We start from the raw sequence: 13,715 nt of genomic DNA, 5'->3' as shown, positions 1-13,715 counted from the left end.
GATTCATGGTGAAGGACAATTCCGGAATTACGGTACCGTGTCCGACGAGATGGTGATCAACGCAATGGAGTCCCTGTGCCGGCACAGCTGACAACCAAAGCCCAGGTCAATGGTTATCGTTTCCTGCTGCGCAGGCTCGATCATGCCCTGGTCCGCCGTGACGTGCGCATGTTGCACGATCCGATGCGGTCGCAGAGCAGGTCGATGATGGTGGGCGCGGTCCTCGGGCTGATCATCGTGGCGGGGGCGGCCATCCTGGGTTTCCTCAAACCGCAGGGCTCGATCGGTGACGCGCTGATCGTGAGCGGAAAGCAGAGCGGCGCCATGTATGTGGTCGTCGAGGCGAAAGAGGGGGAGAAGACCCTTCATCCGGTGCTCAATCTGGCCTCGGCCCGGCTGATCGCCGGCGAGGCGCAGTCGCCGAAATCGGTGAAGGACGACAAGCTCGGCGGGCTGCCCCGCGGCGCGTTGCTCGGCATTCCCGGCGCACCGGCGGCCATGCCCGGCTCCGGACAGGGGTCGCGCTCGGACTGGACGCTGTGCGAGACCACCCAGCTCTCGGCCTCCGGCAGCGCGTCCGGCGCCACCGGCGGGCGCACCACCGCCATCATCGGCACGCTCGAGACTGGTGACCGGATCGACGTCACCGGCGGCGACGACGCACTGCTGGTGCGCCGCGACGACAAGACCTACCTGGTGTATCGCGGCACCAGAGCCGAGGTCGACCCGAACAATTCCGTGGTCGCGCGCACCCTCGGGATCACCGAGCAGCAGGCCCGCCCGATCGGCAGTGCCGTGCTCGGCGCGACCACCCAGGCACCGCCGCTGACGGTCCCCGTCATCGACCGCGCAGGCGAACCAGGCCCCGGCAAACTGTCGAATGTGCCGATCGGCGGCATCATCTCGGTCACCGGGGTGCAGACCGCCGGCCAGGAGACCATGTACGTGGTGCTTGCCGACGGCGTGCAGCAGGTCTCGGAGTTCACCGCCGACCTGCTGCGCAACGCCGATTCGCGCGGTATGCGCGAGATCGCTGCCCTGGCACCGGACGCGCTCGACCAGGTGCCGATGCTGCACACCCTGCCGGTCGACGATTTCCCCGAGCGGCGCCCGCGCATCCTCACCGCCGAGGACGCCCCGGTCGCCTGCGTGCACTGGGCCAAGGACCCCGGCATGGCCACCGCGCAGGGCAAGTCGGTGGACGGCCCGGACGAACGCGCCACTGTGACAATGCTGACCGGCATGACACTGCCCCTGCCGGACGCGGCCAAGCCGGTCGCCCTGGCCACCGCCGACGGCACCGGCGACCGGATGGACGCGGTCTACCTGCCGCCGGGCACCGGTGAGTACGTGCAGGTCACCGGGGCCGAGCCGGGGAGTCTGCGGCGCGAGTCGCTGTTCTATGTGGCCGACAACGGGATTCGCTACGGCATCCCCGACGCGGCCACCGCGGCCGTGCTCGGCCTCGGCGACACCCCGCGCCTGGCGCCGTGGTCGGTGATCGGTCAGCTGGTCCCCGGCCCGACCCTGTCCGCGAAAGACGCACTGACCAGCTACGATTCGCTGCCGACCGGGTCGAGGTAGCCGGCCGTCAGCTCAGGTTCGGGACGTCACCCACATTGAGGGTGGCGATGATCCCGGCGAGAGCGGTGTGCATGTCCTCTTCCTCGATCCGCATCAGCACATCGTCGTCGACCTCGGTGAGGTCGATGCCGTCGGTGTTGGCGAGCCGGAACTCGCGTTCCTCCTCGGCGGCCTCGATCACATTGCGGATGAAGCGGCCGTTGCCCGCCAGGTCGACGCCACGACGCGGCTGCCCACTCTGATCGGTGCTCTCCAGGTCGTAGAGGTACTGGCAGGTCTGGATCAGGGTGTCCAGCGCCGCCGGTGCCAGCTGCGAATCGCGTCCACTCGCGACGATCTCGCCGATCTGGCCGAGTTCGGCGGCGGTGTAGGAGGGGAACTGCAGGCGCTTGGCGAAACGGGAGGCCAGACCGTCGTTGGCGGCCAGCAGCCGGTCGATCTCGCCGTCGTACCCGGCGATGATCACCACCAGCCGGTCGCGGTCGTTCTCCATGCGCGCCAGCAGCGTATCCACCGCCTCGCGGCCGAACGCGTCACCGCCGGACAGACCGGTCTGGATCAGCGTGTAGGCCTCGTCGATGAACAGCACACCGTCCATCGCGCTGTCGATCAGCTTCTCGGACTTGATCGCGGTGCCACCGAGATTCTGGCTGACGAAGTCGACCCGCTTGGCCTCGACCACCTTGTCGGTCTTCAACAGCCCGACACCGCAGTAGATCTTGGCGACCACGCGCGCGATGGTGGTCTTACCGGTGCCGGGCGGCCCGGTGAAAGCCAGGTGCTGGCCACGGGATTGGCTCGACAGGCCCTTGCCCGCGCGGATCTTGGCCAGCTGCGCCGAGGACTGCAGCTTGGCCACCTGGTTCTTCACCGAGGCCAGGCCGACCTGCTTGTCGAGCTGCGCCCTGGCTTCGGCCAGCACGGTTTTGGCGCGGTCCTCGGCGGCGGCGTCGTTCATCGCGGCCAGCGTCGGCGCCGAGGTGGGATCCCACTTGTCGGTGCGCGCGTCGATCACCTCGCGGCTGGTGACCACGATCCGGAAGGTGCGGTCCCGCATGGCATTGGTGTTGGCGGCGAAATCGGGCAGCTGTGAGTAGACCTGCTCGAACAGCTTCTGCGCCTCGGCCTCGTTGCCCGATTCCCGCAGGCACAGGCCACGGTTGTACATGGCGGTGAACTTGGCCGACGGAATCGGGCCTGCCTCGGCCTGTTCCATCCGCCGGATTCCCTCGCCGAACAGCCCGAGCTGCGCGCAGGCCGTGCCGACCATGACGTTCGCGCCGGTGGCCAGGTACGGGTCCTTCCAGTCGGCCGAACCGGCCAGCACGGTCATCACATCGGGCCAGCGCTGGGTGTTGTAGTGCAGGATGCCGCGGATGTAGGCGCTGATCCGGTCGTCGATCTGCTTGTCCGGATCCTCGGCGCGGCCACGGCGCAGTTCGGCGAGCTGGTCGAGCACCTGCTCGGCCTGCTCGTAGTCCTGGTCGGCGATCAGCTGGGAGGCCCAGGCCAGCCAGATCTCGGTGAGACCGGAGAGCGGATAGTCGATGTAGAGGCCGGGCAGGAACCGTCCCGCCATCGCCCGCGGGGCGAGGCCGAGCCTGCGCTGTTCGCGGCCGAGCGAGTCGAGACTGGTTCGATGCAGGTGGAACAGCACCTCTTTGGTGATTTCGCCGGCCGCCGCGCGGCCCAGCCACGCGTCACACATCGACGAATCCCATTCCGTCGCGCGCTGGAACGCCAGCTTCGCGTACTCGTCGTCGCGCGCGGACTCCTGCCCGTCGATGGACAGACCGAGCGAGAGGATGCCGGCGTCGAAGGCGCGCTGAGCCTGGCGAATGTCTGGCATATCGTGTCGGACCCCGAAATCTTCCTCTGGTGGACAGCTGTTGTTCAATCCGGCACTCGAGACTTCGATCGCGCCGGTTTGCCCTGTCCGTTAGATTAGGTAACGCTGCCGTGTGGTCGCAACGGAAGTAGTCAGCTACGACTGAGAGTTCATCACTGGTGTCGACGTTGTTAGGCAATGAGCCCGAACTATGCCGAGTTTCAGTGATCGGGGGTGATACGCAGCTCGACATCGGCCTACCAGCCACGGTGCCGATCGCCGGATTCATCGGCGACCTGGTGGCATTGATCCGGTCCCGCGATCCGCGGCTGCCCGACGGCGACGAGGACACCGCTCCCGTCCGCGCCCAGCACTGGACGCTGGCCCGGCTCGGGCAGGACCCGCTGGCGCCCAGCCGCACCCTCACCGAAGCCGAGGTCTACGACGGCGAACTGCTGGTGCTGAGCCCGGTGACCCGCAAGGAGTCGCCCGCGCTCTTCGACGACGTCATCGACGCCGTATCCCGGCTCACCGCAGGCGAGTTCCGTGGCTGGTCCGGGTCGGCGGCCCGCTGGACCGGGCTGATGATCGCGACCCTGGCCATTCTCGCCGCGCTCGGTGTGCTCGCCGTGTCACGGGCCGATAGCGATCCGTTGCTGCCTGCGTTCGCGCTGCTCGGGTGCGGGATCGCCGCCTCGGCGGCGGCCGGGATCGCCGCGCGCAAATTCGCGGATCCGATTACCGCCAACTGGCTTTCGCTGGACGCGCTGCTGCTGCTGTTCGGCGGTGGCGCGCTGGTGGTGCCCGGTGCGCTGGGCGCCGGGCAAGTACTGCTGGGCAGTGTGCTGCTGCTGGTCGCGGCGGTGATCGGCTATCGGGTCACCGGGATCGGCGCCGGGCTGTTCGCCGCGGCGATCACCCTGAGTGTGTTCGGCGCGATCGCGGGCACTGTCTATCTGATCTGGCATCCGGGGCTGGCCAAGCTGTTCGCCGGGGTGCTCGTCGCCGCGGTGGTGCTGCTGTCGTCGGTGCCACGGCTGGCCGCGGCGGGGGCCCGGCTGCCGATTCCGCCGGTGCCCACCGCCGGTGGCGCGATCGACCCGGCCGACCACGAACAGCGCCCGACCATCGAGGGCATCGGCGCGGTCGGCGCGATCGCGCTGCCCTCGGCCGCCGGCCTCGGCGAACGCGCGCGGGTGGCCAATCAGCTCCAGACCGGGCTCGTGGTCGCCTGCGCGGTGGCCGCGCTGATCGGCGCGGTCGGCGCGGCCGACCCGTTCGGTCCCTTCCACTCCGGCGGCGTCGCGCTGGCCGCGGTCACCGCGATCGTGCTGTGCCTGCGCGGGCGGTCCTATGCCGATCTGGTGCAGGCGGCCACCCTGATCACCGCGGGCACGCTCATCGTGCTCGCGCTGTTCACCGGTCTGGGCCTGGGCCACGATTCGTTCGAATTCGCCGCGGTGGCACTGCTGCTGGTGACCGCGGGCGCGGTGATCGCCTTCGGTGTCGTCGGCCCGCATCTCGAGGTGACCCCGGTGACCAGGCGGATGATCGAGATCTTCGAATACCTGCTGATCATCACCATGATCCCGCTGGCGCTGTGGATCATGGACGTGTACTCGACCGCTCGCAACATATGACCCGCACCCCCTTGCGGCGCACGCTGTTCCGGCTGACCTGCGCGGCGACCGTGCTCGGCGCGGTCGCCGGTTTCCCGGCGCCTGCCGGTGCCATCGCCCCGCCCCGGATCGACCCGGTCGCGCTGGAGGCGGCGGTCGCGCTGAGCGGTCGGCCCGCTCCGCTCGAGCCCACCGAGCAGCGTGAACTGTGCGCGGCGCCGGTGCTGCGCGGTAGCGCGCCGAGTGAGCCGCCGATGGCGCAGCGGGTGCTGGATCTGCCGTCGGCCTGGCAGTTCAGCCGCGGGGCAGGCCAGAAGGTGGCGGTGATCGACACCGGCGTGAACCGGCATCCGCGCCTGCCCGCGCTCCAGGCCGGTGGCGACTATGTCAGCGATTCCGACGGCACCGTCGACTGCGACGGCCACGGCACCCTGGTGGCCGGGATCATCGCGGCGCGACCGTCACCCGACGACGCGTTCGCCGGGGTCGCCCCCGAGGCCGAGATCCTCACCATCCGCCAGCTCAGCCTCGCCTACGAGGCCAAGGACCGCCAGGGCGAGCGGGCTCCCGGCGCCCTGCGCAGCGACGGCTACGGCAGCGTGCTCACCCTGGCCGCCGCCGTCGTCCGCGCGGTCGACATGGGTGCGACGGTGATCAACATCTCCGAAGTCGCCTGCACCTCAGCCGGTTCCGACACCGCCGACGGTTCCCTCGGCGCCGCCGTGAAATACGCCTACGACCGCAATGTGGTGGTCGTGGCGGCGGCCGGCAACGTGGAACAGGGCGGGCCATGCGGCACCCAGAACGAGGGGTCGGGCTGGAGTTCGGTGACCACCGTGCCGTCACCGGCCTGGTTCACCCCGTATGTGCTCTCGGTCGGCTCGGTCGACGCCGACGGCACGCCGTCGGCGCTGTCGCTGCGCGGACCGTGGATCGGGGTGGCCGCGATCGGGCGCAATATCGTCTCCCTGGACAGCAAGCCCGGCGGCACCGGCCTGGTCGACGGCGTGCAGACCATGAACGGTGTGCAGCCGGTCGACGGCACCAGTTTCGCCGCACCGTATGTGTCCGGCCTGGCCGCGCTGGTCCGCGCGCGCTTTCCGGAACTGTCCGCGCAGCAGGTGATCGAGCGGATCACCCGCACCGCGCACGCACCGGGCCGTGGCCGCGACGACGCCATCGGCGCAGGCCTGATCGACCCGCTCGCCGCGCTCACCGCCCCGCTGCCCGCCGAGGCGCCGAGCGAGGGCGCCGATGTCGGGCATCCGCTGGCGCAGCCCTACGCGGGTCCCGAACCGGACCCGCGCCCGCGCCGGGTCGCGATCATCGGCGCGCTGACTCTGTTGGCCGCGTTGGGTATCGGCGCCGCGTTCGGTTTCCCGTTCCGCAGGCGCAGTGCCGATCTCAACCAGGAATTCGAGTAGTAGAGGGATCGATGGCCACCGAAGGTTTCGTCCGTCGCCCCCGGATCGCGCCGCCGCGCGCACCGGGCGGTGAAGTCGCGCTCACCCCGCCACCGGAGATCCAGCGCGCCATCCCGTCGCCGCTGCTGATGAAACTGATGCCGGTCATCATGGTGATCGCGGTGATCGGCATGATCGCGATGATGGTCTCGATGGGCCGCAATCTGCTGGCCAATCCGATGATGATGATGTTCCCGATGATGATGCTCATGTCGATGGTCGGCATGATGGCGGGCATGCGCGGCGGCGGCCCCAAGCGCGCCGTCGAGCTCAACGAGGAACGCAAGGACTACTTCCGCTACCTCGACCAGGTGCGCAAGGACGTGCGCAGCACCGGCGTCAAGCAGCTCGAGACGCTCGGCTGGAGTCACCCCGAACCGGCCGATCTGCCCTCGCTGATCGGGACCAGGCGGATGTGGGAACGCCGCCCCAACGACCCCGATTTCGGGCACGTGCGCGTCGGCGTCGGCAGCCACCGCCTCGCCACCAAACTGGCCCGCCCGGAAACCGGCCCGCTCGAGGACCTGGAACCGGTCTCGACCGTGGCGTTGCGCCGTTTCGTGCGCACCCATTCGGTGGTGCACGAGCTGCCGACCGCGGTCTCGCTGCGCGCGTTCCCCGCCATCAATATCGGCGGCGACATCGACGAGGGCCGCGAACTGGTGCGCGCCATGGTGATGGAGCTGACCACCTTCCACGGCCCGGACAACCTGGTCGTCGCCATTGTCTGCGCCGATCCCGACACCCACTGGGCCTGGGCGAAATGGCTTCCGCACGTGCAGCATCCGTCGGCCCGCGACAGTCTCGGCTCGGCCAGGATGATGTACACCTCGCTCGGCGAGCTCGAATCCGCGCTCCAGCTCGAGCTGATGGAACGCGGCCGGTTCATGCGCAACCCGCAGCCCACCCAGGGCAGGCTGCACGTGGTGGTGGTGATCGACGACGGCTACATCAGCGGCAACGAACGCATCATCAGCGAATCCGGCCTCGACTCGGTGACCGTGCTCGACCTGACCGCGCCCGAACACGGGCTGGCGGCCCGGCGCGGCCTGCAGCTGGTGGTCGGCGACGGCGCGGTCTCGGCGCGCAGCGCCGCCGGGGTGGAACGCTTCGCCACCGCCGACGAGGTCAGTGTCGCCGAGGCGGAGTCCTTCGCCCGCGCGCTGGCCCGCTACCGGCTCGCCACGGCCGCGCAGATCGTCAGCCTGGGGGAGGGCACCACCAGCGACCCCGGCCTGATGGCGTTGTTGCGCATTCCCGACGCCGCCCAGATCGACCCGGCCAGGGTGTGGCGCCCGCGCACCGCGCGCGAACGGTTGCGCGTGCCGATCGGCATCACCCCCGACGGCACCCCGGTCGAGATCGACATCAAGGAATCGGCCGAGAACGGTATGGGCCCGCACGGCCTGTGCATCGGCGCCACCGGTTCGGGCAAGTCGGAATTCCTTCGCACACTGGTGCTTTCGCTGGTGACCACGCACTCACCGGACGCGCTCAACCTGGTGCTCGTCGACTTCAAGGGTGGCGCGACCTTCCTCGGTCTCGACTCGCTGCCGCACGTCGCGGCCGTGATCACCAACCTCGAGGACGAGCTCTCCCTGGTCGACCGCATGAAGGACGCGCTGGCCGGTGAGATGAACCGCCGCCAGGAGTTGCTGCGTTCGTCGGGCAACTACGCCAATGTCAACGACTACGAGAAGGCCAGGGCCGCGGGCGTTCCGCTCGATCCACTGCCCGCGCTGTTCGTCGTGGTCGACGAGTTCTCCGAATTGCTCTCGCAGAAACCCGATTTCGCCGAACTGTTCGTGATGATCGGCCGTCTGGGCCGCTCGCTGCACGTGCACCTGCTGTTGGCCTCGCAGCGTCTCGAGGAGAACAAGCTGCGCGGCCTGGAATCGCATCTGTCCTACCGGATCGGTCTGCGCACCTTCTCGGCCAACGAATCCCGCGCGGTGCTCGGCATCACCGACGCCTATCACCTGCCCAGCGTGCCCGGTGCGGGTTACCTGAAAAGTGATGCCTCCGAACCACTCCGGTTCAACGCGAGCTATGTCTCCGGTCCGTACGTCGCCCCGGTCGGCTCGGTCGTCGACGACGACGGCGCGCCCGTCGGCGGGCAGCGGATGGTGGTGTTCACCGCGGCGCCGGTCGAGGTCGAGGAGCCCGCGGCGCCGGAGGAGGATCCGATCCTGCGCGGCAGGCCGGAACTCCCGCCGCCCCCGCCCAGCGGTCCGGTCGCCGAGGAGGGCATCCCGGACTCGCTGCTCGATGTCGTGGTCAAGCGGCTGACCGGGCACGGCAGGCCCGCCCACGAGGTCTGGCTGCCGCCGCTCGAGGAGTCGCCCACCGCCGATATGCTGCTGCCCGACCCGGATTGGCGTTCACCGGTGAACCGGCACGGTCAGCTGTGGATGCCGATCGGCGTGATCGACAAGCCCTACGAGCAGCGCCGCGATGTGCTCACCATCAATCTGGCGGGCGCGCAAGGCAATGTCGCGGTGGTCGGCGGTCCGCAGTCCGGCAAGTCCACCACGCTGCGCACCATCATCCTGGCCGCGGCCGCCACCCACACCCCCGAACAGGTGCAGTTCTACTGCCTGGACTTCGGTGGCGGCAGCATGGCCGGTCTGGTCGGCATCCCGCACGTCGGCTCGGTGGCGGGCCGCCTCGACGGTGACCGGGTGCGCCGCACCATCGCCGAGCTCACCACTCTCATGCGCCAGCGCGAGGAACGCTTCGCCGAACTCGGTATCGAGTCGATGGCCGAGTTCCGCAGGCGCAAGTTCTCCGCACTGGAGGCCCGCCAGATCAACGGCACCACCGCGCCCGCCGGTGACCCGCTGGCCGCCGATCAGTTCGGTGACGTCTTCCTGGTGATCGACGGCTGGGGCGCGATCCGCGAAGAGTTCGACCTCCTGGAACCGTTGATCAATGCCATTGCCACCCAGGGCCTTTCGTTCGGTGTGCACCTCGTGCTCGGTGCCTCGCGTTGGGCCGAGATCCGCCCGATCGTCAAGGACCAGATCGGCACCCGGCTCGAACTGCGCCTCGGCGACCCCGGCGACTCGGAGATGAATCGCCGCACCGCGCACCAGGTTCCGGTCGGCAGGCCCGGCCGCGGCCTGACCCCCGACCAGCTGCACATGCTGATCGCGTTGCCGCGCTACGACTCCGACTCCACCGCGGCCACCGTCGCCGACGGTGTCACCCGCGCCAAGGAAGAACTCATCGCCCTCTACCCGGGCAGGCGCGCACCCGAAGTGCGAATGCTGCCGCTGAGCTTCCCGCGTGACCCGGTCGTCGCCGCCGCGCGCGAACAGGGCGTCGTCCTGGACCGGACCAAGATCGTCGTCGGCCTCGGCGAATCCGAATTGCAGCCACTGGTCCTGGATTTCGGTCTCGAACCGCACTTCATGGCCTTCGCCGACGTCGAATGCGGCAAGACCACACTGCTGCGCAATATCGTGATGGGCATCGCCGAACAGTCCACCGCCGACCAGGCCCGGGTGATCCTGATCGACTACCGCCGCACCATGCTCGGCGTGCTCGAAGGCGATCAACTGGCCGGCTACTCGACCTCCTCACAGACCTGCGGCCCGATGATCCAGGAAGTCGCAGGCTACCTCGCCAAACGCATCCCCGGCTCCGACATCACCCAGCAGCAGCTGCGCGAACGCAGCTGGTGGTCGGGCCCCGAGATCTACATCGTGGTCGACGACTACGACATGGTCGTCACCGGCTCCAGCAACCCCTTCGCCCCCCTGCTGGAGTACCTACCCCAAGCCCGCGACATCGGCCTCCACCTGGTAGTCACCCGCCGCATCGGCGGCGCGTCCCGCGCCCTCTACGACCCGATCCTCGGCGCGATGAAGAACCTGTCCGTCCAGACCCTGATCATGAGCGGCTCCCGCGACGAAGGAAAACTGATCGGCGACGTCCGCCCCAGCAAGATGCCCCCCGGCCGCGGCACCCTGGTCTCCCGCAGCCAGGGCATCGAACTCGTCCACATCGCCGACCTGCCGGTGCTGGGGTGAAAGCCGCATGCTTCATCCGAGGTAAGGCGTTGCTCTGCCATCCTCGAAGTGGGCGATGCGCAATCGAACAGTCGGATGCACGGGGAGATCCGCCAGCTCGCCCACCTCAACGAACCGAACCTCAGTCGATTCGCTACTCACCGAGACCTCGCCGCCCACCACCCGGCCGAGATAGGTAACGGCGAACTCCTGCCGCACCTCACCGTCCCCGTACTCGATCACATGCTCGGGATCGGTGTAGATTCCCAACAACCCCGTGATCTCGACGTCGAGCCCGGTCTCTTCCTTCGTCTCGCGAACCGCACACTGTGCGAGGGTTTCCCCGATCTCCATCACTCCGCCCGGCAATGACCAGTTGCCCGAATCACCCCTGCGCTGCATCAAGATTCGGCCCGCGCTGTCCGTGACCAGAACCGATGCGCCGGGAATCAGACTGTTGGCCTTCGGCGCACCCGGATCTTTGTAGTAGTCACGCCGTGAGGCCATGCGAAAACCCTTGTGTGTAGGGGGTTACCGAACCCCAGATTTGTTCGAACTGTTCGGCGAACGAGGAGAAGATCCCGTGCGGCGACAGCTTCCGCAGGTGCAGCGCCGGGTGCTGATATCCGCGCGCCCGGAGAAGGTATGGCGTGATGATCATCTGGTCGTCGAACCGGAACACCGAGTTGTAGAGGTGGCTCGTGTGCAGTCCGACGTCGCACCCTGGCGTGTCGGTCAGTGGTCCCAACATGCTGAGCGCGTTGCGAATTCGGCCGGCGAGGGTTCCGTTCATCTGCTCCAACGCATCACGCTCGGCCACATGGGGACAGTGCGGGTCGGCGAACGCCAACCGGACGCGAGTACCCCTACGGCACTTCTCCGCGAGGATGTCTGCCGCGTCCGGCAGGAGCTCCAGAACGAAGGGATACGCGTATCCGGCGATGTCGATCTGCTCGCTTGCCCCGAGGAGCAGCGAGGTCCACAGCTCATTGGGCATGTCCGCGCGGTGGGCGAACGCACCCAGCACCTCAGCCGTCGCCGCTGTTCCCGCTGCAAGATCAGGGCGCGTCTGGGGCCACAGCAGATCTTCGGTCTCACCCAGCACCCGCGCGACCACCGACCGTGTCCGCCGATGCGGGACGCGACCGGCCAGCCACCGATTGACGGTCTTCACGTCGACACCGACAGCCTCAGCCAACGCAACCGAATCCAGTCGCGCGCGTAGCATCGCCGATTCCAAGCGGTGGGACATGCTCGAACCATACGGCCCATTTCCCGGACATACCAGCACCTTTGAAATGTCCAGCGGAGTGTCCCGAACATAGTTCAGGTGCCCCGCTCGGATCAATACCTTCAGATCACGTGCATGACCAGCCGCGAAGGGGGCGACGTGATCTACAGGCAGACAGCTCGCGCGTATGCGAGAACAAGACTGGCCGGGGGGAATCGTCGATGACCGCCATCCTTGACCAAGCACTTGTCCTCCGTATTCTGCAACCCGGAGGCCAACTCACCGATCGCCAGATCGCCGCCGACACCGGGCTCTCCATCCGGCGAACAAGACGCGCGCTGCGAGTGCTGCACCACATCGGGTTCCTCCGGCAACCACCGCACCGGCAAGCCTGGGAACTCTCGTTGTCCGGCCACGCCTACACGAAGACCTCTTCCGGACGGGCCATGCTCGACGTGCCGCGATCGGTGATCCCAGGATGAAACCCATCGCTCTAGGCTACCTCCGCTCCGACCTGTCCGGCGCGGCACAGGACTGGGACGAGATCCGCATCCGATCGCTGGCGAAGCGGTATGGCTACGACCTTGCCAAGACCATCGTGTTCACCGCTCGCACGGTCGACCCCCTCACCGGACTCATCGCCATCGTCCGGCGAATCAGCGCCGAAGCGGTTTTCGTACCTCATCGGCAGCATCTCGGCGCCGAGATGCCACCCACACTGGTCGGCATCTGCGATGTGATCACAGTCGACGACGAAAGCACCTACGCGAGGCGGCACTGGCGCTCGGCCAGTCGCTTCATAGAGCGTACGACATAAGGGCGTACGATTGGTGCAGCATTTCGGTGCGCTCAGGTGTCCACATAAAGGGGGCTGAATTTATTTCGAGGCTGCCCGCACGGCGAATCGCCCAAACATCGCCGGACTCCAAGAAATATACGATCATGTCATCAGATGTTGCCGCGAGCAGTTTGGTTGCGATGAACAACATGTCGGTGACTTGAGCATCCAGGCTTTCAGCCTTGTTTAATCTGAAAAAGATCGATACTGTCGGTTTGAATCCGAATTGCTCCTCTATGGGGTCTCCCCAGGCTGGAGATCGGCTGGCGCTGACGCGAATGTACAACCCACGTCGAACCGAAACACCATCGATGAGGCTGTCTGTAGTTGCCCGATCGGAAATTTCATCCGAGAGGCAGATCGATTTCACCAATGCGGCAATTTCTGACACGCTTCGATCTGTTGCGACCGCCACCATGTGGTCGAGAGCCATTCAGGGCAGTCTCATCAATTGGGCGTCGGCCCACCGGCAAGTGTCTCTCACTTCTCTGCTGACACCCGTATCTCCAGTGCGTGTTGGAGAAAGGCTGGCAAGGACTTTGCAAGCATTCGGACCTCCGGGTGACCTTCTTGATACGTAAATACTGCGGGGGAGTCAGGTTCGAAGAAATATACCTTGTAACCTTGGTGATAGCCGAAGAAGAATCGATTTTCGAGAGACAGCGACTCGCCGTCCCCGCTGGCAACATCGATCGCGGCTTCTCGGGCTCCCAGCGATCTGGGATAGAAGATGTCGGTGCCTTCGAACAGTTTTCCGGCTCTCCTGCCCATTGCTTGCAAGAACGCAAGATACTGATCTGGAAGGCGAAATGAACCAGCGCTGGAAGACACCTCTTCTATTTCGCTGACCGAACATCCCATGATCTCATCTTCTGACGCGACTCCGGAAGTCAATAATTCTTGACGCAGGTGTTTCATACCACCCATCATCGGGTCAGAAGTCGAGATCGCCACTGGTGGCACGATACTCGTTAGGATTCGAGCCCAGCCAGCACCACGGCGTCACCGAGCTAGGAGCCCCTAACAGGTTCGGTCAGGTAGCGATGAGACCCACTGTCGTGCAGTATGTTTCGCCGTGGCGGCGCCGTGGATCGTGGATGATGAGTTGTGGGCGGTTATCGAACCGCTACTACCAGTCA

General features: G+C 67.0%; 11 protein-coding genes. 6 read left to right on the top strand and 5 right to left on the bottom strand.

The genetic code is table 11. The features are described 5' to 3' along the window. Nucleotides 1-75: 75 nt before the first annotated feature. Nucleotides 76-1,584, top strand: a complete 1,509-nt coding sequence (gene eccB, locus ACFXK0_RS05060) for a type VII secretion protein EccB (protein WP_379408506.1) — start codon at nucleotides 76-78, stop codon at nucleotides 1,582-1,584. Nucleotides 1,585-1,591: 7 nt separating this feature from the next. Here the strand turns inward: eccB and eccA are convergent, their stop codons facing one another. Beyond that, nucleotides 1,592-3,433, bottom strand: coding sequence for a type VII secretion AAA-ATPase EccA (gene eccA, locus ACFXK0_RS05055; protein WP_379408504.1), 1,842 nt, complete (start codon nucleotides 3,431-3,433; stop codon nucleotides 1,592-1,594). A gap of 158 nt (nucleotides 3,434-3,591) precedes the next feature. On the opposite strand from eccA, the gene eccD reads away from it, so the two are divergent. The 3 genes from eccD to eccCa are packed head-to-tail and all read left to right on the top strand — an operon-like array spanning nucleotide 3,592 to nucleotide 10,528. Further along, nucleotides 3,592-5,052 (top strand): type VII secretion integral membrane protein EccD, encoded by a 1,461-nt coding sequence (gene eccD / locus ACFXK0_RS05050; RefSeq protein WP_379408503.1) that lies wholly within the window; start codon nucleotides 3,592-3,594, stop codon nucleotides 5,050-5,052. Further along, the gene (gene mycP / locus ACFXK0_RS05045; RefSeq protein ID WP_379408502.1) at nucleotides 5,049-6,455 is read left to right on the top strand and encodes a type VII secretion-associated serine protease mycosin; all 1,407 of its coding nucleotides are present in this window, start codon (nucleotides 5,049-5,051) and stop codon (nucleotides 6,453-6,455) included. The genes eccD and mycP overlap by 4 nt, the downstream gene beginning before the upstream one ends. A gap of 11 nt (nucleotides 6,456-6,466) precedes the next feature. After that, complete coding sequence (gene eccCa, locus ACFXK0_RS05040; protein WP_379408500.1) at nucleotides 6,467-10,528, top strand: type VII secretion protein EccCa; 4,062 nt, start codon at nucleotides 6,467-6,469, stop codon at nucleotides 10,526-10,528. Nucleotides 10,529-10,540: 12 nt separating this feature from the next. Here the strand turns inward: eccCa and ACFXK0_RS05035 are convergent, their stop codons facing one another. Then, complete coding sequence (locus ACFXK0_RS05035; RefSeq protein ID WP_379408498.1) at nucleotides 10,541-11,014, bottom strand: NUDIX domain-containing protein; 474 nt, start codon at nucleotides 11,012-11,014, stop codon at nucleotides 10,541-10,543. Next, a complete protein-coding gene (locus ACFXK0_RS05030) occupies nucleotides 10,998-11,759 on the bottom strand; it encodes an XRE family transcriptional regulator (protein WP_379408497.1) in 762 nt (253 codons plus the stop codon). Before ACFXK0_RS05030 ends, ACFXK0_RS05035 begins: the two co-directional genes overlap by 17 nt. A 200-nt stretch (nucleotides 11,760-11,959) precedes the next feature. On the opposite strand from ACFXK0_RS05030, the gene ACFXK0_RS05025 reads away from it, so the two are divergent. Both ACFXK0_RS05025 and ACFXK0_RS05020 read left to right on the top strand, forming a co-directional pair. Then, nucleotides 11,960-12,220, top strand: coding sequence for a helix-turn-helix domain-containing protein (locus tag ACFXK0_RS05025; protein WP_379408496.1), 261 nt, complete (start codon nucleotides 11,960-11,962; stop codon nucleotides 12,218-12,220). Further along, nucleotides 12,217-12,555, top strand: coding sequence for a hypothetical protein (locus tag ACFXK0_RS05020; protein WP_379408495.1), 339 nt, complete (start codon nucleotides 12,217-12,219; stop codon nucleotides 12,553-12,555). The genes ACFXK0_RS05025 and ACFXK0_RS05020 overlap by 4 nt, the downstream gene beginning before the upstream one ends. Here the strand turns inward: ACFXK0_RS05020 and ACFXK0_RS05015 are convergent. Both ACFXK0_RS05015 and ACFXK0_RS05010 read right to left on the bottom strand, forming a co-directional pair. Further along, on the bottom strand, nucleotides 12,536-13,009 hold the full coding sequence (locus ACFXK0_RS05015) for a SitI3 family protein (RefSeq protein ID WP_379408493.1): 474 nt from the start codon (nucleotides 13,007-13,009) through the stop codon (nucleotides 12,536-12,538). The two genes, ACFXK0_RS05020 and ACFXK0_RS05015, sit on opposite strands and share 20 nt — an antisense overlap. A 47-nt stretch (nucleotides 13,010-13,056) precedes the next feature. Next, complete coding sequence (locus ACFXK0_RS05010) at nucleotides 13,057-13,530, bottom strand: hypothetical protein (protein ID WP_379408492.1); 474 nt, start codon at nucleotides 13,528-13,530, stop codon at nucleotides 13,057-13,059. Nucleotides 13,531-13,715: the final 185 nt, after the last annotated feature.

Origin of the sequence: Nocardia sp. NPDC059177, from assembly GCF_042755165.1 — a bacterium.
Lineage (GTDB): Bacteria > Actinomycetota > Actinomycetes > Mycobacteriales > Mycobacteriaceae > Nocardia.
Note: the sequence above shows the minus strand (reverse complement) of the source record. Positions and strands in the feature narration are given on the sequence as shown.

Bases quoted from the DNA above. Each gene is read 5' to 3' on its own strand.
- eccA (WP_379408504.1), bottom strand. From the start codon at position 3,433: ATGCCAGACATTCGCCAGGCTCAGCGCGCCTTCGACGCCGGCATCCTC.
- eccCa (WP_379408500.1), top strand. From the start codon at position 6,467: ATGGCCACCGAAGGTTTCGTCCGTCGCCCCCGGATCGCGCCGCCGCGC.
- ACFXK0_RS05020 (WP_379408495.1), top strand. From the start codon at position 12,217: ATGAAACCCATCGCTCTAGGCTACCTCCGCTCCGACCTGTCCGGCGCG.
- ACFXK0_RS05030 (WP_379408497.1), bottom strand. From the start codon at position 11,759: ATGTCCCACCGCTTGGAATCGGCGATGCTACGCGCGCGACTGGATTCG.
- ACFXK0_RS05015 (WP_379408493.1), bottom strand. From the start codon at position 13,009: ATGGCTCTCGACCACATGGTGGCGGTCGCAACAGATCGAAGCGTGTCA.
- ACFXK0_RS05025 (WP_379408496.1), top strand. From the start codon at position 11,960: ATGACCGCCATCCTTGACCAAGCACTTGTCCTCCGTATTCTGCAACCC.
- mycP (WP_379408502.1), top strand. From the start codon at position 5,049: ATGACCCGCACCCCCTTGCGGCGCACGCTGTTCCGGCTGACCTGCGCG.
- ACFXK0_RS05035 (WP_379408498.1), bottom strand. From the start codon at position 11,014: ATGGCCTCACGGCGTGACTACTACAAAGATCCGGGTGCGCCGAAGGCC.